Genomic DNA, 22,303 nt, shown 5'->3' on the forward strand with positions numbered 1-22,303 from the left:
TGCCCATTTGCTTTCGCGGCCAAAGCTGGACGACATCTCGGCTTTTGGCGACTTCTTCCTCCTCATCGAAAGGACCATCCGATGTCGATTACTGCTGAGCGCAAGTCTGCGCTGATCAAGGAATACGCAACTGTCGAAGGCGACACAGGTTCGCCTGAAGTACAGGTTGCTATCCTGACCGAACGGATCAACAATCTGACCGGCCATTTCAAGGACCACAAGAAGGATAACCATTCCCGTCGTGGTCTGCTGACGATGGTTTCGAGCCGCCGTTCGCTGCTCGACTATCTGAAGAAGAAGGACGTATCCCGCTACAGCAAGCTGATTGCTGCCCTCGGTATCCGTCGTTAACAATTTTGCGGCGGGCGTTCCTGACGGGACGCCCGCCGGACTTTTATGACCGGGTCGCACTGGCCCAAATCCCGATGCCTGACCGCGCCACGATATGATCCGCGCGACAGGCAAGGGGCGGCGAACCGGATGGGCCGGCTTCGCCAAGACATAAACCGTTGACCTGTCATGGGGCAGGATTGCCGGACGCTTTCGCCAGGACCCTTGGTCCAGGCCGTCTTCGAGGTCCAGGACCTGAAGCCGCAATGCCGGACACGATTGTCTCCGTCCACCGCCTGAAGGCGAGACGGAAACGCCGGAAAAAGCCTCCCGCTGTCTTGCCCGTGACCTGTCACACAATGCGGTCGACGATGCGCCTTGCCCGAACCGGCGGTGGCGCGTTTTCCCGCATCAGGCAAGGATACGATATGTTCGACGTACACACAGTGGAAATCGAGTGGGCAGGACGCCCGCTGAAACTCGAAACCGGCAAGATTGCCCGTCAGGCTGACGGCGCTGTTCTCGCCACCTACGGCGAGACCGTGGTTCTGGCCACCGTCGTTTCGGCCAAGTCGCCGAAGCCGGGCCAGGATTTCTTCCCGCTGACCGTCAACTACCAGGAAAAGACCTACGCAGCCGGCAAGATCCCGGGCGGCTATTTCAAGCGCGAAGGCCGTCCGAGCGAGAAGGAAACGCTGGTTTCCCGCCTCATCGACCGCCCGATCCGCCCGCTTTTCCCGGCTGGCTACAAGAACGACACGCAGGTCGTCGTAACCGTTGTCCAGCACGACCTTGAAAACGATCCCGACATCCTCGCCATGGTTGCCACCTCGGCTGCCCTGACGCTCTCCGGCGTTCCCTTCATGGGCCCGATCGGCGGCGCGCGCGTCGGCTACATCAATGGCGAATACGTCCTCAACCCGCATCTCGACGAGATGGACGAATCGGTTCTCGACCTCGTCGTTGCCGGCACGCAGGACGCCGTCCTGATGGTTGAATCGGAAGCCAAGGAACTCTCCGAAGAAATCATGCTCGGCGCCGTCATGTTCGGCCACCGTGGTTTCCAGCCGGTCATCGACGCGATCATCAAGCTCGCTGAAGTTGCCGCCAAGGAAGCCCGTGACTTCCAGGCGGAAGATCATTCCGAACTCGAAGCCGAAATGCTGAAGCACTTCGAAGCCGAGCTTCGCGAAGGCTACAAGATCACCCAGAAGGCCGACCGCTACGCAGCCGTCGACGCCGTCAAGGCCAAGGTCAAGGCTCACTACTTCCCTGAGGGCGTTGAGCCGAAGTATTCCGCCGAAGTCATCGGCGCCGTCTTCAAGCACCTGCAGGCGAAGATCGTTCGCTGGAACATCCTCGACACCAAGAGCCGCATCGACGGCCGCGATCTGTCGACCGTTCGTCCGATCGTCTCGGAAGTTGGTCTGCTGCCGCGCACCCACGGTTCTGCCCTGTTCACCCGCGGCGAAACCCAGGCGATCGTCGTTGCCACGCTCGGCACCGGTGAAGACGAGCAGTATGTCGATAGTCTGACCGGCATGTACAAGGAACGCTTCCTTCTGCATTACAACTTCCCTCCCTACTCGGTTGGCGAAACCGGCCGCATGGGCTCCCCGGGCCGCCGCGAAATCGGCCATGGCAAGCTCGCATGGCGCGCCATTCGTCCGATGCTGCCAACACCTGAGCAGTTCCCCTACACGCTGCGCGTCGTCTCCGAGATCACCGAGTCCAACGGCTCGTCCTCGATGGCTACCGTCTGCGGCACCTCGCTCGCGCTGATGGATGCCGGCGTTCCGCTCGGCCGCCCGGTTGCCGGTATCGCCATGGGCCTGATCAAGGAAGAGGACCGCTTTGCAGTTCTCTCCGACATCCTCGGCGACGAAGATCATCTCGGCGACATGGACTTCAAGGTTGCCGGCACGGAAGGCGGCATCACCGCCCTTCAGATGGACATCAAGATCGAAGGCATCACTGAAGAGATCATGAACGTCGCGCTGAACCAGGCGAAGGACGGTCGTCTTCACATCCTCAACGAGATGTCCAACGCCATTTCCGAAGGCCGTGGCCAGCTGGGCGAATTCGCTCCGCGCATCGAGATCATGAACATCCCGGTCGATAAGATCCGTGAAGTCATCGGCTCCGGCGGCAAGGTCATTCGCGAAATCGTTGAAAAGACGGGCGCCAAGATCAACATCGAAGACGATGGCACGATCAAGATCGCATCCTCGTCCGGCAAGGAAATCGAAGCGGCCCGCAAGTGGATCCACTCGATCGTTGCCGAGCCTGAGATCAACCAGATCTATGAAGGCACGGTCGTAAAGACCGCCGACTTCGGCGCTTTCGTCAACTTCTTCGGCGCACGCGACGGTCTAGTGCACATCTCCCAGCTCGCCGGCGACCGCGTTGCCAAGACGACTGACGTCGTCAAGGAAGGCCAGAAGGTCTGGGTCAAGCTGCTCGGCTTCGACGAACGCGGCAAGGTTCGCCTCTCCATGAAGGTCGTCGACCAGGCCACCGGCCAGGAAATCGTCGGCGAAAAGAAGGATGCCGCAGCCGAATAAGCTGCGCCTTCGCTTGCATCTCCGGGGCGCGGGACAAGTTCCGCGCCCCTTTTCTATCCGCCTTTGACACGAGATAAGCCATGAGCCGCGACGCCCTGAAGACCCTGTTCCATCCCTTTGCTTCCGCCACCGTGGCTGCACCCGGTGAAGGTGAACGCATCCTGTTTCTCGGCGCCGAGGCCGGCTTCGCGCTGCCGCCCGAGTTCAAGGCGAGCCTGACTGCAGTGCAGGGTTTTCGCCCTCTCTATCGCCAGCTGCAGGCAAGCCGCATCGAGGCGACGCCTGAGATCGAGGGAACGGACTATGACGGCGCGCTGGTTCTCTGCACCAAGCACAAGGGCGAGAACGAGGCCAACATCGCCGAGGCGCTCGCAAGGGTGAAACTCGGCGGCCTGATCGTCGTCGCCGGCGGCAAGGAAGACGGCATTGCCTCGCTGCGCAAGCGCGTCGAAGGCCTGGGCCTGACCATCGACCATATGCCGAAATATCACGGCGTGGCCTTCTGGTTCGGACGCCCGGAAGACACGGCGCCCATGCTGGCCAAGCTTCAGAAGCCCGCAACCCGCGTTGACGGCCGCTTCACCACGGCACCGGGCATGTTCTCCCACGAGCGCATCGACGCTGGCTCCGAACTTCTCGCCTCACGCCTGCCGGCCGACTTTACCGGCGACGTCGCCGACTTCGGTGCCGGATGGGGTTACCTCGCCGTCGAAATGGGCACCCGCTCGCCACGTCTTGGACGCATCGACCTCTATGAGGCCGACCATGCCGCGATGGAGGCAGCCAAGCTCAATCTCGCATCCAATATCCCCAACATCGCGGCGCGCTTCTTCTGGCACGACCTGGCTGGCGAATCCGTGCGCGACAAATACGATCTCGTCATCATGAACCCGCCTTTTCACGAAGGGCATGCCGCCGATCCGTTGCTGGGCCAGGCACTCATCAAGACGGCAGCCGGAGCGATCCGCAGCGGTGGCCGGCTGTTGCTCGTGGCAAACCGTGGCCTGCCCTATGAGCCGGTTCTGGCTGGCCTGTTCAAGAATAGCGGTGAAACTTGCCGCAATGCTCGGTTTAAAGTGCTGTGGGCAAGTAAATAGGTTTGTCCACTACCGGACAATCCGGCATTCATAATAAACTAATTAAGAATAAGCTCGACAGGGCGACGTGGAAGGGCTTATCTTCTGGCGACTGATATTTAACATCCAACGCCAGAAGCTCAATGTCTAAGCAAACGGTCAACGATGAACTGACCACTGTCGCCGGTGTGGGCTCTGCAATAGCTCTTCACGCGCAGAGTTATGGCTTCGACATCGTCCCGATTTGCCGAGCCCTCGATATTGATCCGGACGACCTGCAAAGCCTGACAGCGCGCATCAGCCTAGACCGCATGTGCCGCCTGTTGGAAGCCTGCGCATTAATGGCGAATGATGAAGCCTTCGGACTGAAATGTGCCGCCGGCTTTACGCTCGGCTCCAGCGGTCCGTTTGGCTACGGCATGATGACGGCACCCACCGTTCGCGATTTCCTGGATTTTCTCGTCGACCATCTGGCATTTGCGTCGCAGGTTCGCGACTGTAGTCTTCAGAAGTCAGACAACGGCTCGCTCCTTTCCTGGAATTTCTCCCCATTGGTGTCGAAACGGGATCAGTATGTCGATCTGATCGTCGGCCTGCATCTGCGCCATCTGGGCTGTCTGGTCGGCAAGGACATCGACCGCGTTGGCGTTGGGCTGCAACGGCAGAGGCCGCGTCATCCGGCCTTCTTTCGACAGCACATGACCCGCCATCTGTCGTTTGGCATGCCCGTCAACAGCTTGCACGTGCCGGCCAGCCTTCTCGACCGTCGCAACCCCCGTGGCGACCCTACCCTCTTCAAGCTGATGAATATCCAGATCCGGACCCTGCAGGCGGATGAGGTGACTGAGGAGGAGTTTGTCGAGCAGGTGCGCCGCTACATCCGGCGACGGATCGCCGAGGCGACGCTCTCGCTTGATCTGATCGCAGCCTACTTCGGCTTGTCGGAGCGCACGTTCCAGCGGAGACTGGCAGAATTCGGAACGACGCTCAACGATCTCCGCGACGACGAGCGGCGGCGGCTGTGCCTCGCCTTGCTGCGCGACGGCAGCCTTTCCATTACCACCATTTCCTATCGACTGGGATATTCGGCGCCCAGCGCTTTCACGCGGTCGGTCTATCGCTGGTTCGGCGCGTCGCCCAAGACTTTGCGCAACGTCAATGCCGAAGAAAGCAGCAGACTGCAGGAATCCCGGGGAGATGACCTTGACGCGCCTACACAAATCAGGAAGATTTCATGACGTCGTCTCGATAGGCGACTACAGCCATGAACTGTTGCGCAGAAAGATAAATTTCTGGCGCCCGTCGTTAACGACAGATGAGCCTCTCCATAGTATTCAGCGCTTTCAGCCAGTCATTATCGCGTCGGTCGCCTTGGGCGTAGCGCCGGTAACAGATCTTGCGCCCCCTCATTTAGCGGACCGCCATGCCTAGAATCTTTCCGTCGACGGAATCTACGCCTCCGTCGCCCAAACTCACATCTCGTGAAAAAGATATCTTGCAACTGATAGCCGACGGCCATCGGCTGGAGGAGATCGGCCGGACGCTGGAGCTGCCCGAACCAGAAATCGAGCAGCTGATGAAGACGGTCGAGGAGAAACTGGGAGCAAGCAACCGGCTGCACGCAGTGACCATCGCCGTGCTGCATGGCCATATAGCCATAGGTCCGGAACAGCCAAGATAGGCCCCGCCGTATAGACCGACGCAGCACTGCGCCGGTCTGATGTTTGGTATCAGTCGATTTCAGCCCGCGTCAGCGTTTCCAGCGTCGGCATCGAGGTGATGTTGAAGCCGGAATCGACGTGATGGATTTCGCCCGTCACGCCTGCGGAAAGATCCGACAGAAGATACAGCGCCGAACTGCCGACATTGTCGATCGTCACGGTCTTGCGCAGCGGCGCGTTGTGCTGGTTCCACGACAGGATGGCACGGGCGTCGGCAATACCGGCGCCTGCAAGCGTGCGGATAGGGCCGGCCGAGATGGCGTTGACGCGGATCCCGCGCGGACCGTAATCGGCCGCCAGATAGCGCACCGATGCTTCGAGCGCTGCCTTTGCTACACCCATGACATTGTAGTTCGGGATCACCCGCGACGAGCCGTTATAGGTCAGCGTCAGCATGCTGCCGCCTTCGGTCATCAGCGTGGCAACCCGCTTGGCGATTTCGGTGAAGGAGAAACAGGAGATTACCATGGTCCGCGAAAAGTTATCGCGCGTGGTGTTGGCATAGAGACCCTTGAGTTCGTTCTTGTCGGAAAAGCCAATGGCATGGACGACGAAATCGACGCTGCCCCAGCGGCTCTTCAGGGCATCGATAACGCTATCGACCGAGGCGATATCCTCTACATCGCAGGGCAGGATGAAGTCCGAACCGAGTTCGGCGGCGAGCGGCTTAACCCGCTTGCCGAGCGCATCACCCTGGAAGGTGAAGGCCAATTCCGCCCCCTGGGCAGCCAGCGCCTTCGCGATGCCCCAGGCGATGGAATGATTGTTCGCGACACCCATGATGAGGCCGCGCTTACCCTGCATTATTCCGGTCATTGATTTATCCGTTGTGGCGCTGGAACACGAGCGTAGCGTTGGTCCCGCCGAAGCCGAAGGAGTTGGAAAGCACGGTATCCATCCGGGCGTTGTCGATGCGCTTGCGCACGATCGGAACGCCGTCAAATTCCGGGTCGAGTTCTGTGATGTGGGCGCTCTCGCCGATGAAGCGCTCCTGCATCATCAGGATCGAGTAGATCGATTCCTGGACGCCGGCTGCACCGAGCGAATGGCCGGTCTGCGACTTCGTCGATTGGATCGGCGGAATTTTGTCGCCGAACACTTCGCGGATCGCGCCGATTTCCTTGCTGTCGCCCACCGGCGTAGAGGTCCCGTGAGTGTTGATGTAGTCGACCTCGCCGTCCACTGTCTTCAGCGCCTGGCGCATGCAGCGAATGGCACCCTCGCCCGACGGTGCGACCATGTCGTAGCCATCCGAGGTGGCACCATATCCGGTGATCTCGCAGTAGATCTTGGCGCCCCGCGCCTTGGCATGCTCGAGTTCTTCGAGCACCAGCACACCGGCACCGCCGGCAATGACGAAGCCGTCCCGGCTGACGTCATAGGCGCGTGACGCGGTTGACGGGGTGTCGTTGTACTTTGACGACATCGCGCCCATGGCATCGAACAGGTTGGACATAGTCCAGTCGAGATCTTCGTGGCCGCCAGCAAACATCACGTCCTGCTTGCCCCACTGGATCATCTCCATCGCATTGCCGATGCAATGGGCGGAGGTCGAGCAGGCGGACGAGATCGAGTAGTTGACGCCGTGGATCTTGAACCAGGTGGCAAGGGTCGCCGACGCGGTCGATGACATCGCCTTCGGAACCGCAAACGGGCCGATGCGCTTCGGGCTGTTGTTCTTGATGGTGATGTCGGCCGCTTCGATCAGCGTTCGCGTCGAAGGCCCGCCGGAGCCCATGATGATGCCGGTGCGCTCGTTCCCACCGATATCCGAATCCTCGAGGCCTGAATCAGCGATTGCCTGCTTCATGGCCACGTGGTTCCACGCACCGCCCTGCGACAGGAAGCGCATGGCGCGACGGTCGACCAGATCGGTCGGATCTAGCGACGGCTTGCCCCAGACGTGGCATCTGAAACCGTGCTCGGCAAAATCCGGCGAGAACGAGATGCCGGACTTGGTCTCGCGCAGCGCAGCAGTGACTTCGGCGGCATCGTTTCCGATGGAAGAGACAATACCAAGACCTGTGACAACAACCCGTCTCATGTGTTGGACCTTTTTGTTAGTGTCGAATTGCATGCAGTGGATAGAGGATCGCGCGCGTGAACACCAATCACTCTGCCTTTTCCTTGGCCAACCCGACCCGGAGGTCGGTTGCCCGGTAGATTTCCTCGCCGTCGGCCTTCATCCAGCCATCGGCGATGCCAAGCACCATGCGGCCGCGCATCACGCGCTTGAAATCTATGCCGAATTGCAGAAGTTTCGTCGCCGGACGAACCATGCCCTTGAACTTCACTTCACCAGTCGAAAGCGCCATGCCACGGCCCGGTTCTCCGAGCCAGCCGAGATAGAAGCCCGTCAACTGCCACATGCCGTCGAGACCGAGGCAGCCTGGCATGATCGGATTGCCGGCAAAATGGCACGGGAAATACCAGTCGTCGGGACGCACGTCGTATTCCGCGCGCACGTATCCCTTGTCGAAGGCGCCACCAGTTTCCGAGATATCGGTAATGCGGTGAACCATCAGCATCGGCGGCAACGGCAATTGTGCGTTACATGGGCCGAACAATTCGCCGCGACCGCAGCTCAGGATTTCCTCGTAGTTGAAGCTGGATGGTTTCGTCGTCATAAAAATCCGTTTCCCCCGCATGAATGCCTTTGGCGAGTGAGGTTAGTGTAAGATCGGCAGGAATTGAAGCTCTAGCATTGGCTTGTCCATTCCCGCCCACTGATCGGGCACGTTTCACCTTTATGTGGTGGTCGCATACAGGAAGCCCAAGGCCGCTGCCAGAGGCAAATGCTCTAAAAGCCGGACATTGCGGCTTTTTGCCCGTCAATGTCCCCACTCGAACTATTGAAAGCCGGGCAAGCAAAAGATATATGAAGCACTCAAGAATAGTCGACACGACGACTTTGGAGTCCGTTTGATGGCGTTTGCAGCCGAATTGCCGATCGAGACCAGACTGCGCATGGCGGGCCTGCGGCCGACCCGTCAGCGAGTCGCGCTGGGCGATCTTTTGTTCGCCAAGGGCGACCGTCACCTCACCGTCGAGGAACTGCACGAGGAAGCCGTCGCCGCAAAGGTGCCGGTGTCCCTGGCTACCGTTTACAATACGCTGCACCAGTTTACCGAGGCGGGCCTTATCCGCGTACTCGCCGTCGAGAGCGCCCGCACCTATTTCGACACCAACGTGTCGGACCATCACCACTTCTTCGTTGAAGGACACAACGAAGTTCTCGACATTCCGATCAGCAATCTTGTCATCGACAATCTTCCGGAGCCCCCGGAAGGCATGGAAATCGCCCATGTCGACGTGGTCATCCGCCTGCGTCCGATCCAGCGCTAGCTGCCAGTCAGTCCTTCTATAAGACATCGTCCGGATGCCGTCCGGGCCTCGGGCGATAGCCGCGAAAAGTCCAACCGAACCACAAAGCTCCGCCTCGAACCCCGAACGCCGCGATCACCCCGAGCGCAGAGGCGGCATACAGCGGCATTGGCGTCGAATTGGCGGCAACAAAGACGCATGCGCCGATGAGCGCGGCCGTCACATAGATCTCCGGACGCAGGAGCACCGATGGCTCGTTGCTGATCATATCGCGCAGGATCCCACCGAAGGTGGCCGTCAATGTGCCGGTGACGATGGCAACCGTCGGCGAACCCGTGGCTGCCAGGCCCTTGGCGGCGCCCATCACGCAATAGGCCGCCAGCCCGACGGCATCGAGCCAGATCAGCAGCTTGTATCGCGACTCCAGCAGATGCGCCGTGAAGAACACGACGACACCGATCACGCAGCAGACGAGGATATAGGTCGGATTGAGCACCCAGAAGACCGGCAGCCTGCCGAGCACGATGTCGCGCAGCGTGCCCCCGCCAATCCCCGTCACCGCCGCCAGAAACAGGAATCCGATCAGGTCGAGCTGCTTGCGCGATGCCGACAGGGCGCCGGTCGCGGCAAACACGGCAACGCCTGCATAATCGAGGAACGACAGTAGCGACATGAATGGCCCCACGAACAGGTCTGCTGCAAATGCCGCAGTGGATCACGGCAGTCAGGGCCGCGCAAGGAGGAAGGACTAACTTGCAGCCCGGACTGCCACGCGCCTGTGTCGGAGCCCGTTATTGCGAGGTGATTTTGTGAGATTTTTGTTTCTGGCATTTTTGAATGTGATGGCGTTCGTGGTCATGCCCGCAGTCGCCAGCGCCCAGCAGGCGCTCCTGACCGATCCCGTCGCTTTCGAAAAGGAGCATTTCACCAAGCGTTGCGGCGCCGGTGTCACCTTTGGCGATGGATTTGCAACAGAGCAGGACATCAACAACGACAAGCGCGGCGATATCGTCATCAACGAAGGTGAAATCACCTGCAAGGGCGAAAAAGGCCCCGACTGCACCGATGAAGGTTGCCCGCACAACTTCTACATCCAGGTCGACACCGGCGGCTACCTTATGATCGCCACCGCGCAGATCTACAGCTACGACTTCATCATGCGGTTCGGCAACATGGTGCTTGTGATGAAGATGCATCCGCGCTTCTGCGACCGCACCGACACCGAACCATGCCAGATCACGGTGCGCGTGCGCGGTACAAAGTTCACGACGATATTCAAGAAGTAGGGGCAGGCGCCATTGGCGTCTTCGAGGTCTCAGTCCGCGTGGCAGGGCCAGCCGGCCGGCTTTTTCAGGGCGGGCGGCAGCTTAGTCTTGTCGTCGCCGCAGGACAGATCGATCTGCGGCTGCAGCAGACCGCGCGCATTTGAGAGATCCAGACCTTCGATATCGGTCAGGAACATGAATGCCCTATCGAAGTTTATCGGCCCCTGGACGCTGGCAGCATCGAAATGGGCACGCGAGAGGTTGGCCAGGGTAAAATTCGTATCGCCCAGCACCACCTTGTCGAAGTTCGCCCGTCCGAGTTCGGCCTTCTGGAAGTCGGCCCCAGTCAGTTTCGCTCCGGAAAAATTGGCTCTCTGCAGTTCGGCACTGGCAAAAGACGCACCATCGGCCGACACCTTGGAAAAGCCGCTGCGGTAGGCCTGGACTCGCGCGAAGTCCGCCTTCTTCATCGTCGAGCCGGTAAACCAGGCGCGCATAAGGTTGGCTTTTTCAAGCTGCGCCCCGTCAAGGTTGGAGTTCGGAAGCCCGGTGACAGACAGATCGGCGCCGGAAAGGTTGGCATCCTTGAGGTTGCTGCCGTCAAGCATGATATTCTTCTTGCTGCATTCGCTCCAATCGAGACCAGGCTCCGGCATGCTGTCGCAATCGGCAGCCCGGGCGCCCGGCGCGCAATAAAACGCCAGCGAGGCAGCGAGTGCGAACATGGCAAGCGGCACGGGGTGGCGAAGGCCTTTGCCGCCGATGGCTTCAGCCAAAGGCATTCCCCGTCTCGACGAAACTACCGGCGTATCAACAACCATGCCACACCCATGTCACCTGATTTCCAACGCTCCAGCCTCCGGCTTTTGCGCCTGTCTATCGATCAGCCATCATCCTTGACGTCCGCTTCCGGACGGTCGCCGCCGCTGGCCGACTCGGTCTTCCAGCTTCCGTCCGCCGCCTGATAGGCGATCTCCGCATCCTGGCCGCCGATCTGCTGGCGTTTCGCGGCGTCCTTGGCAGCTTTCAGGGCCTGCGCATGATCAGGGAATGTTTCAGACCATACGTCGCCCAGTCGATAACCCCAGCCTTCGTCGTGTTCGGCAACATGATACGTAACGTGCATGACATATTTTCCTAATTCCAGATGTCGCGCAGCTTAGCCTACTTTGCACGCCGGAAGGCTTAAATCCTTGCGGCTTGCCCGGTAGTCGTCTTCCACGCCTATCGGAAATAGGGCTTCAACGGCCACTGGACAATGTGGATGCTGCGATTGCATCCGGAAATTGTCGTTAGACCGGAGGGGCCCTATTCCACCATGAGCCCGTCAAACACTTCGAGCATGGCATCGGAGATCGCCTTGCCGAGAGCGCCGCCGGTACGCTGCAAGGCTTCCTCGTCCATATCGCGGGCAGACAACGCCAGCGCCGAGCCTTCATTGCGAACGATTTCCTGCGCCCGCTGGATGGCCCAGAGTGCGAATTCGCTGCGGCTGTTGATTTCAACGTTATCCATGACGGCTCCGGCTCAAGGCTGAACATACTGCATTTTCAACCGCCGGTGTCACGCCGGCAGGCCGTGAAAATCACCACCAGCGGCTGGCGTGATCGAGATTGGTGTCCTGACGTTCCTGGACGGGACCCATCAACATCTTCAGCCGACCGATCTGCTTTTTGTCAAGAAGATCGCGGCGTGCAAATTCGTGCATGCTCCAGATGTCGCGAAGGCTGGTATCGCGTTTGTCGGATCGTTTTAATGTCATGGAGCCCACTACAAGACAATCTGGTCAAATGATAGGCGTCGCATGCCCAATCGAGGAGCAATACGCCTCCGACTGCCATCCCCAGCCGTTCACCTTTTGCGGAGGACGGTTGAATTCCACAGCCTGGCTATATCTACCAGTAGACGAGCCCCGGCCCTGTCGCGCGGCAAAACCATTCCCAGCGAACGAAATTTGGAGCATCACCATGGCAACCCAATCCCCGGTCCAGACCGCAAAAACCGTTCCTGCCCCGCGCGATCAGCACCTGCGCGACATGGCCGATTGCATCCGTTTCCTGTCGATGGATGCGGTGCAGAAAGCAAAAAGCGGCCATCCGGGCATGCCAATGGGTATGGCTGATATCGCCACGGTGCTTTTTTCCGAGTTTATGAAATTCGATGCAGCAGACCCGCACTGGTTCGACCGCGACCGTTTCCTGATCTCCAACGGCCATGGCTCGATGCTGCTCTACAGCCTCCTCTACCTGACCGGCGTCAAGGAAATGACCATCGACGAAATCAAGAATTTTCGCCAGATCGACAGCCGCACGCCAGGTCACCCCGAATACCATCATGCCCCGGGCATCGAGACCACCACAGGTCCGCTCGGCCAGGGTCTCGCCAATTCCGTGGGCCTGGCTTTTGCCGAACGCATCATGAATGCCAAATTCGGCGATGCCCTGGTCGATCACTTCACCTATGTATTCATGGGCGACGGTTGCCTGATGGAAGGCATCAGCCACGAGGCAATCTCGCTTGCCGGCCACCGCAAGTTAGGCCGTCTGATCGCTTTCTTCGACAACAATTCGATCACGATCGACGGTGCAGTCAACTTGTCCGAGTCCGATGATCAGGCAGCACGCTTCCGGGCGTCGAACTGGCATGTGCAGGAAATCGACGGTCACGACACCGATGCCATCCGCGCAGCAATCGTCGAAGCACAGAAGGTGACCGACAAGCCGTCGATGATCTCCTGCAAGACCGTCATCGGCTTCGGCTTCCCGACCAAGGCGGGCACCCAGAAGGCGCACAGCGATGCACCCGGCGAAGAAGAAATTGCCGGCGCGCGCCGTCTGCTGAAGTGGGATGCAGCGCCTTTCGAAATCCCGCAGCCACTGCTGGATGCCTGGAGGGCGATCGGCGCCAAGGGGCGCGATGCTCGCATGGCCTGGGCCGACCGCGTCAAGGCAGCCCCCGATGGGCTGGGCGTAGATTTCGACCGCCGGATGAAAGGCGAGCTGCCGGCCGGCTGGAAGCAGGCAGTCACCGACGCCAAGACAGAGCTGCTTGGCAGCGACAAGGATCTCGCCACGCGACAGGCAAGCGGCATCGTCCTCAACCATCTGTTCGATGCCATTCCGGAGATGCTCGGCGGCTCGGCTGACCTGACACCATCCAACAACACCAAGGCGAAGAACCAGGTTGAAATCCCAGCCGGCCAGTTCGACGGCTCCTATGTCCATTACGGCGTTCGGGAGCACGGCATGACTGCGGCGATGAACGGCATAGCCCTGCATGGCGGCCTAGTGCCCTACGGCGGCACCTTCCTGACGTTCTCCGACTATTGCCGCCCGGCACTCCGCCTGGCAGCGATGATGGATATTCGCACTATCTTCGTCATGACCCACGATTCGATTGGCCTCGGCGAAGACGGTCCGACGCATCAGCCGGTCGAGCATCTGAGCGCGCTGCGTGCCATCCCGAAGCTTGCAGTCTACCGCCCGGGCGATCCGATCGAAACGGCCGAATGCTGGGAAGCCATTCTCGACGCACCGCGCCAGGCAGCGCTCATTGCCCTGTCACGCCAGCCGATGCCGCTGCTGCGCCGCGATCCCGGCAAGGAAAATCTTTCTGCCAAGGGTGGCTACGTGCTGCTGGAAGCGGAAGGCGGCCCCCGCCAGCTGACGATTTTTGCGACCGGATCGGAGCTGCACCTTGCCGTCGAAGCGCGCGACCTACTGCAGGCCGAGGGTATTCCGACCGCCGTCGTCTCCATGCCCTGCAAGCTGCTGTTCGAAGCCCAGGATGCCGCCTACAAGGCATCCGTGCTCGGCGAGACGCGCGCACGCGTCGCGGTTGAGGCTGCCGTGCAGGATAGCTGGGACAGGTATCTCGGTCTCGACGGTCGTTTCGTCGGCATGCACGACTTCGGCGCATCCGGTAAAATCGAGGATGTCTACCGCAAGTTCGATATCAACACCGAAGCCGTCGCCCGCGCCGGCCGCGAAGTGGTTGCTGCCCTCGCTGCTTGAACCGCTGAAGAAAACTCCCAATCTGCCGGATAGAAAATGCCGCCCGGTGAGGCGGCATTTTCGTTGAGGAATTAAGTCTGTCCTCTCTCGACCATATTACCGAAGTCAGAGGTACGGCGAATACGTCCCACCCGCCTCGTAGGCTGGCCGGCGAGATGCTGCCGCGGCATTGCTTTCCCGGCGCTCTGCCATGCGCATCGACTGCTGGAACAGATCGTCCAGGCGAACGCGCTCCGTGGCCATCGCCGCGAAAGCGCGATCAAATCTCGCGATTAGATGGCGATGTTTTTTCATTGCCGCCTGCAGCTCTTGCTCGCTCATCCTTTCCTCTGCTGGAAGCGGACGCATGGTCATGCGCTGGCCGATATCGTCCTGGAAGGAAGCGAGAGTTAGCCCGACCTTGCGCAGCTGCTGGCGGGTGGTTGCCGAGGATTCCGTTGCGATCAGGAGACGCACCGCGCTGACAAGCAATTGTTTTCGGAACGGGAGATCGTCGATGTCGACGACGTCGAGCCCCAGATCCGCCAGCTTTAGATAGCGCAGATACTGGTCGACCAGATCGCGCGCCTCGCGCAACGTGTCTGCATCCGACTGCTTGCTGGAATTGGCGCGAAAATTCTGTCTCTGCTGGGTAGGGTTCATCGGGTCCACCATCCTTGTCGACAGCGTAAACGTGATGTGAACCATAATGTTTCACGCAATGACGGTCATTTGATCGTTGCTGTTTTGCGGGCATTTCTGAGCCCGAATAATTCTCGCCCGGACGGCCGCGAATGCCCGCTTGTAAACGGGCTCACGTCCCCCGACCGATTGCTTGATCAATCGGAAATCCGAGCTATCCCAGAGGGTTGGCGTGCACCTTGCGTAAGTCTTGGAGGGCTTGCTGCAAACTCCCCATACCGTTGGGCCCACGCAATTAGTTCAATTTCGACTTGGAACAACTCAACAGCGAACTGGTTGTCAGAGGGCAACAAACAACAACAAGACACAGACGAGGAAACACCGATGAAGAAGATTTTGCTGACGTCGATTGCTGCCCTGATGACGACTTCGGTTGCCTTTGCGCAGAGCCAGACACCGACAACCTCGCAGGATACACCGGCCGTCGCCACGCCTGAAACCACAAACGCGGGCGCACCGGTCCAGGGCAAGAACAGCTTTACGGAATCGCAGGCGAAGTCGCGCATCGAAGCGGCCGGCTTTGCAGATGTCGCTGACCTCAAGCTCGACGACCAGGGCATCTGGCGCGCCAGCGCAAATAAGGACGCCAAGCCAGTTCAGGTGTCGCTCGATTATCAGGGCAACGTTGTCCAGGCCAAGTAATCGCGTCCTCATCAATAATAACATTCGGAAGGAAAACACCATGAGAACTGTCACAGGTCTGTTCGACAACTACGATGATGCAAAGACTGCGGTTGGCCAGCTCGAAAGCGCCGGTATTGCATCGAAGAACATCAGCATCGTTTCCAACACTAACGACGGCCGCAAGGTTGAGGATCAGGGTAACAACGCAGCTGAAGGCGCCGGAACTGGCGTCGGCATTGGCGCAGTTGCTGGTGGTGCCGGCGGATTGCTCGCAGGCCTCGGCATGCTTGCCATCCCAGGCGTGGGCCCGGTCGTCGCAGCCGGTTGGCTTGTCGCCACGCTGACGGGCGCCGTTGCAGGTGCAGTGGTAGGCGGTGCGGCCGGCGGTGTTGTTGGCGCCCTCATCAGTTCCGGCGTGCCGGAAGAAGACGCCCATGTCTACGCTGAAGGTGTCCGCCGTGGTGGCACTCTGGTCACCGCACAGGTCGAAGAGGACGAAGCCGTTTCAGCTGAAGCGATCCTTGACCGCTCCAAGCGTGTAAACCTGACGGACCGTCGCACGGCCTATACCGCCGAGGGCTGGAACCGCTTCGACGACACGCTCGACCCCTATTCGCAGTCGGAAATTGATGCCGAGCGTAACCGTTACGGTACTAACAATCCCCGCATCTGATCGTCTTATGATCCAAAGGAAAGCCGGCCCCCGCGGCCGGCTTTCGTGGTTTTCGGGCATCGGGCTATTTTGAGAAAATAGGGAACGATGTCGCGAGGTCTAGGTTGAGCTTGGACCTACCCCCGACCGGAGAACCCAGATGGCTAGAAAACCAACCCAGACCTTTGTCTCTGACAAGGTGACAATTCATGACCAGACGCTGCAGCGCGGCAACGGTGGCGAACTTCACCAGTATGCCGAAGGCGATACGCCTGTTCTGACAACGTCCCAGGGCGGCCCCGTCTCGGATGACCAGAACACTCTCAAGGTCGGAGCGCGCGGCCCGGCACTGATCGACGACTTTCATTTCCGCGAAAAAATCTTCCATTTCGACCACGAGCGCATCCCTGAACGCGTCGTCCACGCGCGCGGCTATGGTGCCCACGGCTATTTCGAAACCTATGAGTCGCTGGCCGACTACACGCAAGCCGACCTGTTCCAGCGGCCTGGCGAAAAGACACCGGCTTTCGTGCGTTTTTCGACGGTTGCCGGCAGCAAGGGCTCGTTTGACCTTGCCCGCGACGTGCGCGGCTTTGCCGTCAAGATCTATACCAAGGAGGGCAACTGGGATCTGGTTGGCAACAACATCCCGGTGTTCTTCATCCAAGACGCCATCAAGTTTCCCGACGTCATCCACGCCGTCAAGCCCGAGCCTGACAAGGGCTTCCCACAGGCGCAGTCGGCCCACGACAATTTCTGGGACTTCATCAGCCTGACTCCTGAAAGCATGCACATGATCATGTGGGTGATGTCCGACCGTGGCCTTCCCCGCTCCTTCCGGTTCATGGAAGGGTTCGGCGTACACACCTTTCGCTTCGTCAACGCCGAAAACAAATCGACCTTCGTCAAGTTCCATTGGAAGCCGAAACTCGGCCTGCAATCGGTCGCCTGGAACGAAGCGGTCAAGATCAACGGCGCCGATCCGGATTTCCATCGCCGTGATCTCTACCAAGCCATCCAGTCCGGCAATTTCCCTGAGTGGGAACTGCAGGTCCAGCTCTTCGATCAGGACTTTGCCGATAAATTCGACTTCGATGTGCTCGATGCGACGAAGCTCATCCCGGAAGAGATCCTGAAGCCGGTAGCCGTCGGCCGCCTTGTGCTGGACCGGATGCCCGACAACTTCTTTGCCGAGACCGAACAGGTCGCCTTCATGACGCAGAACGTCCCGCCCGGTATCGATTTCAGCAACGATCCGCTGCTGCAGGGCCGCAACTTCTCTTATCTCGATACGCAGCTGAAGCGCCTGGGTGGCCCGAACTTCGCCCATATCCCGATCAATGCGCCGAAATGTCCGTTCAACAATTTCCAGCAGGACGGCCACATGGCGATGCACAACCCGAAGGGTCGTGCCAACTACCAGCCGAATTCCTGGGGTGAAGGTCCGCGCGAATCGCCGACAGCGGGCTATCGTCACTTCCCTTCGGAGGAGCAGGGCCAGAAGGTTCGGCTGCGTCCGGAAAGCTTTGCCGACCATTACAGCCAGGCCCGGCAGTTCTATATCAGCCAGACGCCGCCCGAGCAGCGCCACATTGTGGCGGCCATCACCTTCGAACTCAGCAAGGTCATGACGCCGGTCATCCGCGAGCGGGTCGTCTCGCACCTCTTCAATATCGACGAGACACTGGCCTCGACGGTTGCCCGCAAGCTCGGTCTGCAGACAATGCCGAAGCCGGCCGACGCTGCTGTCGCGACACGCCAGGACCTCGAAGAGTCGCCCTCGCTCAGCATTGCCAGAAAAGGCCCGATGCGCTTCGAGGGTCGCAAGCTGGGGATTCTTGTGACCGACGGCGTCGATGCTGCCATGGTCAAGGCAGTCGTTGCGGCCGTGGTCGATGCCAAGGCGGACTTCGAGGTGATCGCCCCAAGGGTCGGCGGTGTCACCGCATCTGATGGCAAGTGGCTGGCCGCGCATCAGATGATCGATGGCGGACCGTCCGTTCTCTACGATGCTGTCATGCTGTTGACCTCACCGGAAGGCACGGAAGAGCTGGTACGGGAAGCAACGGCACGCGACTTCGTGGCCGATGCCTTCTCTCACTGCAAATACATCGGCTATGTCGATGCAGCTCTTCCGTTGATGCAGAAGGCCGGCATCGCCGATGCGCTCGACGAAGGCACGATCAGTCTCTCCGGAACCAGGGATCTGACTGGCTTCTTCGAGGAAATCGGCAAGCTCCGCGTCTGGGGCCGCGAGCCATCGGTCAAGCTGCCATAAGGCTTCGCGATAGTTTGAAAACAGGCCACGCAGCCACTTCAAGGCTGCGTGGCCTTTTTATTTTCCGCAATGGATATTGCAATAGGCACGATTGTTACGAAAAAAGCCCTATTTCGTCGTACCTATCCATATTGATCAGATTTTCTGAACAGTCCGTTTCGTTTTCCGCCCTTCAATAACCCACGCCCCGATCACACATTACGCCTGCAAGTGCCATGCCCAGCCTCACCCGCTGGTTTGCGGTCGGCCTTGCATCAAAGCGACCTTAAGCGCTGGGAGATATTGATATGGCATGTTGCGATTTTTTCGAGCAGCCCCACCGGGACGAACCTGCAGGCAATGGCGAAAAGGATTATCGCGAACACGTTGCCGCCCACAAGCTGTCGTTCGGCGAGATTATTGTGGTCGTCGCAGCCGTCGTGATGCTGGCGGGAATGGGCTTAGTACACCGTGACCCCGCGCCTGAGCCCCGCATTACCGGCTCGATTTCGGCCTCCGGCGCCTCTCCGGCGAGTGGCTTCACCCGCTGCGACGACGACAACCATTATCTCTCGCAAAGATGCGAGCGTTGAAGCCCGGACAGTCAAGTCGGATCGAGCGTGCCGAACACGGCCACCAGCCCGATAGCGGCAACACCCAGCAGGATCTCGACCAAGCTAGCCCGCCGGATTGACAGCAACGCGGCGTCCGGGTTTTCAGCGATCGCCGGAACGAACACATAGCGGTTGACGATAGCAAGACATGTCATCATGCCGACAGCAGCGATCTTCATCGTCAGCATCAGCAGGTATGGCGATGACCAGTCAGTTGGCCAGCGGCCGAGCGTCATGATGGAATTGACGATCCCCGTCGCCAACACCAGAAAGACGGCGCCGTGTCCGACGTTCGAAAAACGCCGCAGCGCAACTTGCGCCGCGGTATGATATTCGGGCACCGCAAGCATCCTCAGCACGACCACAAACGGGATCAACGCCCCCAACCAGGCACCGCCGGCGAGAAGGTGGACGATGTCGTTGAGCCGATGGGCAATCCGGAGCAGGCCATCTTCCATGGAGGCATGCCCGGTCAGCGCCAGCCCCGCGAGGCCAACCGCTGACGCAAGGGCCACGGTCCCCATTCGCCTGTCAGCGCGGCGGATGAAGGCCAGCATTAGAAGCAACCCTGCCACCGCCTGCGCCTGAAAGAAAAGAGCGAACGGACTTGCGACGAGGACGGCATACACCGTTGCCCCGTCCACGGCATCGGGCCACCCATTGCCCAGAGCTGCCGCCTGCAACGGTAATGCTGCCACTGTCGTCAGAACCGCCACCCCGGCTGCAGCGAGCGGAAAGATGCCGAGACGTATCAGCATCTGGGCGGCCAGCGAGGGTGGCATGAGAAACGCGACGAAAGCAGCCGTACCCCACAACAGCAACAGGGCGCTATCATGCAGAAAGCGGCAGATTTGGATCGCTGTCGATGGTTCGATCAAGGCTTGACGGTGAAACTGAAGGAACCGCTGGTCTTGTGCCCATCGCTCGACAGCACATGCCATTCGACGGTGTAGGGTCCAGCCGTGAGCGGACCGGCGACAGGCACGGTCAGACCCTTGTCCTCATCGCTGAGGCTCGCATCTCCCGTTTTCACCGCAGCCTTTTCCGGCCCGATCAGCTTGATGCCCGAAAATTTGAGATTTAGGCTTTCGGTGAACGTCATCGTCACCGCCGAAGGCGCCGATGCAACGGTACTCTTATCCGCCGGCAGCGAGGTCTTGAGATGGGCATGCGCCGACGCCTGGCCAGCGACGCCGAGCGTGCAGAGAAAGAGGAGGGCTGAAGCGACGCTACGATTTGTCATGATGACTCCTTGCGACAGATGAAACAACGCTCACGGAACGTGAAGGTGCAGCTAGTCGGTCTGAAAAACCAAAACTGCACGAAAAGCCGGTAGGAGCGTCAAAAGCCCCTGTCAATCGAATGATATCGTTGCGCTCCCCATGGTGACGCTTTGCCGCAAGCCCTTGCACCAAGGGCGCAGATGGAGGATTGCAGGTGATATACCCAAGGCTGCAAAGAAAGTGGCGGTCATTTGAGGGCCAAGCGAGTAGCATGTCAGCGAACCGGCGCCGCGATGGCGAATAACCCAAGGACCGTGAAGGCATTTTATGGCAGGCAATGGAATGCAGGAAAGTCAGCGTCGACGTGAGTTTCGCGATATAGCAGGAGTACCGACTTACGCGATCGGCGATATCCACGGTCGCTACGATCTGTTGACCGCCATCGAGGCATTGATCACCGCCGACGCAGCGCAATTTCCCGGGCGCAAGCTGATGATCACGCTCGGCGACTATATTGATCGTGGCCCGGATTCGGCCAGGGTCGTCAGCCATCTCATGGCACCGGCGCCGGAGGGTTTCGACCGCATCTGCCTGACCGGTAACCATGAAACGGCGATGCTGGCCTATGTCGACGGCGAGATCACCTTGACGCAGTGGCTGGCCATGGGCGCCGAGGCCACGCTTCTATCTTACGGCCTGGATAGCAATCACCTGGCGCGGCAATATCCTTCGCCCAAGAAGCTCGACGACTTTATCCGCGCCTCGCTGCCTGCGGATCACATCGCATTTCTGAGAGACCTGCCGATCATGCTGGACACCCCGAGCGTGCTTTTCGTTCACGCCGGCATAGATCCGCACTTGTCCATAGCCGACCAGACCGACCAGGATCTCGTCTTCATCAGAGGCCGGTTCCTGAAAAGCCGAACGCCGCTTCCAAAGCTCGTGGTGCATGGCCACACGCAGGTGAAATCGCCGGAAGCGCGTGGTCGTCGCCTCAATCTCGATACCGGCGCATTTCACTCGGGAAGTTTGTCGGTGGCACGATTTTACGAGGGCACGGTCAACGTCATGTCGACCTGAGCGTTGTTAATGGCCCAACGGACCAGGCTGGTTGAAAGGCGTGGACGGCAAATGGGAGATCTTGTCGTCGCGAAGGCTTTCGGCGCTGTTGATGAGATCGGTGGCGCCGCTGGCCGCCGCGCGCTTCGCCTGCTTCCACACAAGATAGCCAATGCACAGAAAATAGCCGAGCTGCAGCAAGATTGCCGCAGCAATTGATTCCAGTACGGTTATGACGAGAGATCCGGTCATGCAATATGTCACGATTGCAAAGACGATGATCGTAACGAACATGCCCGCGAACACGCGTGGCGCACTCATGAATGTCACCTTGAAGTAGATTTCGTTGATAAGCCGACCGAATACATCGCTGCAGTTCTTCCCGCTCCCGGAAAATGAATATATTTTAGAAAGCGGTATAATTCAATCACATGCTGTTCTTCAGTCGCGGTTTTATGATGCCCTGTGATCATGAATTTTTGGTGTAGTCCAGGCAATTCTACGCCGATCGACACGACGTTAAGTTGCATCAATATTAACGGCGGATGAAGTCGCTCGATTTAATATTCGTCATTTTCCTGCCACTTTTTAAACCCCAAATCCTGCAGTCGGAACGCGTTGAATGCGGCCACAACTGTCTGCAAAAGTTAGCTTCAATCAAATATTATTACAAAGTGACGATGCCGATGGCGCAAGAGTGCGTCGCAACAAAATCGGTGCATTGCAGCAAAAACGATTAGAATTTGAAACGATTGAAAGGCGGCAGACAATATATCCTGCGATTATGCGGATGGAGACAACGTATATATTTCCACCTTCTACGCGATTTTTGGGACAATTTTTGTATAATGTCATTATAAAATCGATTTTAGCAAAAAATTAAGCAACTTTTCTAAGCAT

26 protein-coding genes are annotated in these 22,303 nt (G+C 59.1%); 14 read left to right on the forward strand and 12 right to left on the reverse strand.

The window, feature by feature from the left end; translation table 11 throughout:
• Positions 1–81 precede the first annotated feature (81 nt).
• The 5 genes from rpsO to J5289_RS17540 all read left to right on the forward strand — a co-directional run bounded on the left by rpsO (position 82) and on the right by J5289_RS17540 (position 5,651).
• Complete coding sequence (rpsO, locus tag J5289_RS17520) at positions 82–351, forward strand: 30S ribosomal protein S15 (protein ID WP_111220861.1); 270 nt, start codon at positions 82–84, stop codon at positions 349–351.
• Between the two features lie 407 nt (positions 352–758).
• Entirely contained in the window at positions 759–2,894 is a 2,136-nt protein-coding gene (gene pnp / locus J5289_RS17525) for a polyribonucleotide nucleotidyltransferase (protein ID WP_209182121.1), read from the forward strand.
• A gap of 80 nt (positions 2,895–2,974) precedes the next feature.
• Positions 2,975–3,991: a class I SAM-dependent methyltransferase gene (locus tag J5289_RS17530; RefSeq protein WP_209182122.1), complete on the forward strand. Its 1,017-nt coding sequence runs from the start codon at positions 2,975–2,977 to the stop codon at positions 3,989–3,991.
• 122 nt (positions 3,992–4,113) lie between these two features.
• On the forward strand, positions 4,114–5,208 hold the full coding sequence (locus J5289_RS17535) for an AraC family transcriptional regulator (RefSeq protein ID WP_209207652.1): 1,095 nt from the start codon (positions 4,114–4,116) through the stop codon (positions 5,206–5,208).
• A gap of 257 nt (positions 5,209–5,465) precedes the next feature.
• On the forward strand, positions 5,466–5,651 hold the full coding sequence (locus tag J5289_RS17540; protein WP_161990996.1) for a helix-turn-helix transcriptional regulator: 186 nt from the start codon (positions 5,466–5,468) through the stop codon (positions 5,649–5,651).
• Positions 5,652–5,700: 49 nt separating this feature from the next.
• Here the strand turns inward: J5289_RS17540 and fabI are convergent, their stop codons facing one another.
• The 3 genes from fabI to fabA form a co-directional block, all read right to left on the reverse strand.
• Complete coding sequence (gene fabI, locus J5289_RS17545) at positions 5,701–6,507, reverse strand: enoyl-ACP reductase FabI (RefSeq protein ID WP_142831518.1); 807 nt, start codon at positions 6,505–6,507, stop codon at positions 5,701–5,703.
• Between the two features lie 4 nt (positions 6,508–6,511).
• Positions 6,512–7,735 carry a beta-ketoacyl-ACP synthase I gene (gene fabB, locus J5289_RS17550; RefSeq protein WP_142831519.1) on the reverse strand — a complete coding sequence of 408 codons (1,224 nt, stop codon included), beginning with the start codon at positions 7,733–7,735 and terminating at the stop codon, positions 6,512–6,514.
• Between the two features lie 67 nt (positions 7,736–7,802).
• Positions 7,803–8,318: a 3-hydroxyacyl-[acyl-carrier-protein] dehydratase FabA gene (fabA, locus tag J5289_RS17555; protein WP_209207651.1), complete on the reverse strand. Its 516-nt coding sequence runs from the start codon at positions 8,316–8,318 to the stop codon at positions 7,803–7,805.
• Between the two features lie 298 nt (positions 8,319–8,616).
• On the opposite strand from fabA, the gene irrA reads away from it, so the two are divergent.
• The gene (irrA, locus tag J5289_RS17560) at positions 8,617–9,036 is read left to right on the forward strand and encodes an iron response transcriptional regulator IrrA (protein ID WP_111220854.1); all 420 of its coding nucleotides are present in this window, start codon (positions 8,617–8,619) and stop codon (positions 9,034–9,036) included.
• Positions 9,037–9,052: 16 nt separating this feature from the next.
• Here the strand turns inward: irrA and J5289_RS17565 are convergent, their stop codons facing one another.
• Positions 9,053–9,688: a trimeric intracellular cation channel family protein gene (locus tag J5289_RS17565; protein WP_142831520.1), complete on the reverse strand. Its 636-nt coding sequence runs from the start codon at positions 9,686–9,688 to the stop codon at positions 9,053–9,055.
• Between the two features lie 136 nt (positions 9,689–9,824).
• Here J5289_RS17565 and J5289_RS17570 point away from each other — a divergent pair, with 136 nt between their 5' ends.
• Positions 9,825–10,301, forward strand: coding sequence for a hypothetical protein (locus J5289_RS17570; RefSeq protein ID WP_142831521.1), 477 nt, complete (start codon positions 9,825–9,827; stop codon positions 10,299–10,301).
• Between the two features lie 29 nt (positions 10,302–10,330).
• Here J5289_RS17570 and J5289_RS17575 read toward each other — a convergent pair whose 3' ends face one another.
• The 4 genes from J5289_RS17575 to J5289_RS17590 form a co-directional block, all read right to left on the reverse strand.
• The gene (locus J5289_RS17575) at positions 10,331–11,062 is read right to left on the reverse strand and encodes a pentapeptide repeat-containing protein (RefSeq protein WP_209182124.1); all 732 of its coding nucleotides are present in this window, start codon (positions 11,060–11,062) and stop codon (positions 10,331–10,333) included.
• 101 nt (positions 11,063–11,163) lie between these two features.
• Positions 11,164–11,406, reverse strand: a complete 243-nt coding sequence (locus tag J5289_RS17580; protein ID WP_111220850.1) for a DUF2188 domain-containing protein — start codon at positions 11,404–11,406, stop codon at positions 11,164–11,166.
• 182 nt (positions 11,407–11,588) lie between these two features.
• On the reverse strand, positions 11,589–11,795 hold the full coding sequence (locus J5289_RS17585) for a hypothetical protein (protein ID WP_111220849.1): 207 nt from the start codon (positions 11,793–11,795) through the stop codon (positions 11,589–11,591).
• Positions 11,796–11,865: 70 nt separating this feature from the next.
• A complete protein-coding gene (locus J5289_RS17590; protein WP_209182125.1) occupies positions 11,866–12,042 on the reverse strand; it encodes a hypothetical protein in 177 nt (58 codons plus the stop codon).
• 205 nt (positions 12,043–12,247) lie between these two features.
• Between J5289_RS17590 and tkt the strand changes: the two genes are divergently transcribed.
• On the forward strand, positions 12,248–14,293 hold the full coding sequence (tkt, locus tag J5289_RS17595) for a transketolase (protein ID WP_209207650.1): 2,046 nt from the start codon (positions 12,248–12,250) through the stop codon (positions 14,291–14,293).
• Positions 14,294–14,398: 105 nt separating this feature from the next.
• Here tkt and J5289_RS17600 read toward each other — a convergent pair whose 3' ends face one another.
• A complete protein-coding gene (locus tag J5289_RS17600) occupies positions 14,399–14,980 on the reverse strand; it encodes a hypothetical protein (protein ID WP_209207649.1) in 582 nt (193 codons plus the stop codon).
• Positions 14,981–15,298: 318 nt separating this feature from the next.
• Here J5289_RS17600 and J5289_RS17605 point away from each other — a divergent pair, with 318 nt between their 5' ends.
• The 4 genes from J5289_RS17605 to J5289_RS17620 all read left to right on the forward strand — a co-directional run bounded on the left by J5289_RS17605 (position 15,299) and on the right by J5289_RS17620 (position 19,100).
• The gene (locus J5289_RS17605) at positions 15,299–15,616 is read left to right on the forward strand and encodes a PepSY domain-containing protein (protein ID WP_142831524.1); all 318 of its coding nucleotides are present in this window, start codon (positions 15,299–15,301) and stop codon (positions 15,614–15,616) included.
• Positions 15,617–15,656: 40 nt separating this feature from the next.
• The gene (locus J5289_RS17610; RefSeq protein WP_209182128.1) at positions 15,657–16,271 is read left to right on the forward strand and encodes a general stress protein; all 615 of its coding nucleotides are present in this window, start codon (positions 15,657–15,659) and stop codon (positions 16,269–16,271) included.
• Between the two features lie 139 nt (positions 16,272–16,410).
• The gene (locus J5289_RS17615) at positions 16,411–18,528 is read left to right on the forward strand and encodes a catalase (RefSeq protein WP_209182129.1); all 2,118 of its coding nucleotides are present in this window, start codon (positions 16,411–16,413) and stop codon (positions 18,526–18,528) included.
• 287 nt (positions 18,529–18,815) lie between these two features.
• Positions 18,816–19,100 carry a hypothetical protein gene (locus J5289_RS17620; protein ID WP_209182130.1) on the forward strand — a complete coding sequence of 95 codons (285 nt, stop codon included), beginning with the start codon at positions 18,816–18,818 and terminating at the stop codon, positions 19,098–19,100.
• Between the two features lie 11 nt (positions 19,101–19,111).
• Here the strand turns inward: J5289_RS17620 and copD are convergent, their stop codons facing one another.
• Positions 19,112–19,999 carry a copper homeostasis membrane protein CopD gene (gene copD, locus J5289_RS17625; protein ID WP_247749741.1) on the reverse strand — a complete coding sequence of 296 codons (888 nt, stop codon included), beginning with the start codon at positions 19,997–19,999 and terminating at the stop codon, positions 19,112–19,114.
• Entirely contained in the window at positions 19,996–20,364 is a 369-nt protein-coding gene (copC, locus tag J5289_RS17630; protein WP_209182131.1) for a copper homeostasis periplasmic binding protein CopC, read from the reverse strand. Before copC ends, copD begins: the two co-directional genes overlap by 4 nt.
• 322 nt (positions 20,365–20,686) lie before the next feature.
• Here copC and J5289_RS17635 point away from each other — a divergent pair, with 322 nt between their 5' ends.
• Positions 20,687–21,424 carry a metallophosphoesterase family protein gene (locus J5289_RS17635; protein ID WP_209182132.1) on the forward strand — a complete coding sequence of 246 codons (738 nt, stop codon included), beginning with the start codon at positions 20,687–20,689 and terminating at the stop codon, positions 21,422–21,424.
• 6 nt (positions 21,425–21,430) lie between these two features.
• Here J5289_RS17635 and J5289_RS17640 read toward each other — a convergent pair whose 3' ends face one another.
• On the reverse strand, positions 21,431–21,724 hold the full coding sequence (locus tag J5289_RS17640) for an exopolysaccharide production repressor protein (RefSeq protein ID WP_142831531.1): 294 nt from the start codon (positions 21,722–21,724) through the stop codon (positions 21,431–21,433).
• Positions 21,725–22,025: 301 nt separating this feature from the next.
• Between J5289_RS17640 and J5289_RS17645 the strand changes: the two genes are divergently transcribed.
• On the forward strand, positions 22,026–22,286 hold the full coding sequence (locus tag J5289_RS17645; RefSeq protein ID WP_209182133.1) for a hypothetical protein: 261 nt from the start codon (positions 22,026–22,028) through the stop codon (positions 22,284–22,286).
• Positions 22,287–22,303 lie beyond the last annotated feature (17 nt).

It is taken from the genome of Rhizobium sp. B230/85, from assembly GCF_019355735.1.
GTDB classification, from domain to species: Bacteria; Pseudomonadota; Alphaproteobacteria; order Rhizobiales; family Rhizobiaceae; genus Rhizobium; species Rhizobium rhododendri.

Coding starts and splice junctions, on each gene's coding strand:
- J5289_RS17610 (WP_209182128.1), top strand. CDS start 15,657: ATGAGAACTGTCACAGGTCTGTTCGACAACTACGATGATGCAAAGACT.
- J5289_RS17580 (WP_111220850.1), bottom strand. CDS start 11,406: ATGCACGTTACGTATCATGTTGCCGAACACGACGAAGGCTGGGGTTAT.
- J5289_RS17585 (WP_111220849.1), bottom strand. CDS start 11,795: ATGGATAACGTTGAAATCAACAGCCGCAGCGAATTCGCACTCTGGGCC.
- irrA (WP_111220854.1), top strand. CDS start 8,617: ATGGCGTTTGCAGCCGAATTGCCGATCGAGACCAGACTGCGCATGGCG.
- J5289_RS17605 (WP_142831524.1), top strand. CDS start 15,299: ATGAAGAAGATTTTGCTGACGTCGATTGCTGCCCTGATGACGACTTCG.
- rpsO (WP_111220861.1), top strand. CDS start 82: ATGTCGATTACTGCTGAGCGCAAGTCTGCGCTGATCAAGGAATACGCA.
- fabI (WP_142831518.1), bottom strand. CDS start 6,507: ATGACCGGAATAATGCAGGGTAAGCGCGGCCTCATCATGGGTGTCGCG.
- J5289_RS17640 (WP_142831531.1), bottom strand. CDS start 21,724: ATGAGTGCGCCACGCGTGTTCGCGGGCATGTTCGTTACGATCATCGTC.
- fabA (WP_209207651.1), bottom strand. CDS start 8,318: ATGACGACGAAACCATCCAGCTTCAACTACGAGGAAATCCTGAGCTGC.
- J5289_RS17590 (WP_209182125.1), bottom strand. CDS start 12,042: ATGACATTAAAACGATCCGACAAACGCGATACCAGCCTTCGCGACATC.
- fabB (WP_142831519.1), bottom strand. CDS start 7,735: ATGAGACGGGTTGTTGTCACAGGTCTTGGTATTGTCTCTTCCATCGGA.
- J5289_RS17635 (WP_209182132.1), top strand. CDS start 20,687: ATGCAGGAAAGTCAGCGTCGACGTGAGTTTCGCGATATAGCAGGAGTA.
- tkt (WP_209207650.1), top strand. CDS start 12,248: ATGGCAACCCAATCCCCGGTCCAGACCGCAAAAACCGTTCCTGCCCCG.
- J5289_RS17600 (WP_209207649.1), bottom strand. CDS start 14,980: ATGGTTCACATCACGTTTACGCTGTCGACAAGGATGGTGGACCCGATG.
- J5289_RS17575 (WP_209182124.1), bottom strand. CDS start 11,062: ATGCCTTTGGCTGAAGCCATCGGCGGCAAAGGCCTTCGCCACCCCGTG.
- copC (WP_209182131.1), bottom strand. CDS start 20,364: ATGACAAATCGTAGCGTCGCTTCAGCCCTCCTCTTTCTCTGCACGCTC.
- J5289_RS17530 (WP_209182122.1), top strand. CDS start 2,975: ATGAGCCGCGACGCCCTGAAGACCCTGTTCCATCCCTTTGCTTCCGCC.
- J5289_RS17645 (WP_209182133.1), top strand. CDS start 22,026: ATGCGGCCACAACTGTCTGCAAAAGTTAGCTTCAATCAAATATTATTA.
- J5289_RS17620 (WP_209182130.1), top strand. CDS start 18,816: ATGGCATGTTGCGATTTTTTCGAGCAGCCCCACCGGGACGAACCTGCA.
- J5289_RS17535 (WP_209207652.1), top strand. CDS start 4,114: ATGTCTAAGCAAACGGTCAACGATGAACTGACCACTGTCGCCGGTGTG.
- pnp (WP_209182121.1), top strand. CDS start 759: ATGTTCGACGTACACACAGTGGAAATCGAGTGGGCAGGACGCCCGCTG.
- J5289_RS17615 (WP_209182129.1), top strand. CDS start 16,411: ATGGCTAGAAAACCAACCCAGACCTTTGTCTCTGACAAGGTGACAATT.
- J5289_RS17565 (WP_142831520.1), bottom strand. CDS start 9,688: ATGTCGCTACTGTCGTTCCTCGATTATGCAGGCGTTGCCGTGTTTGCC.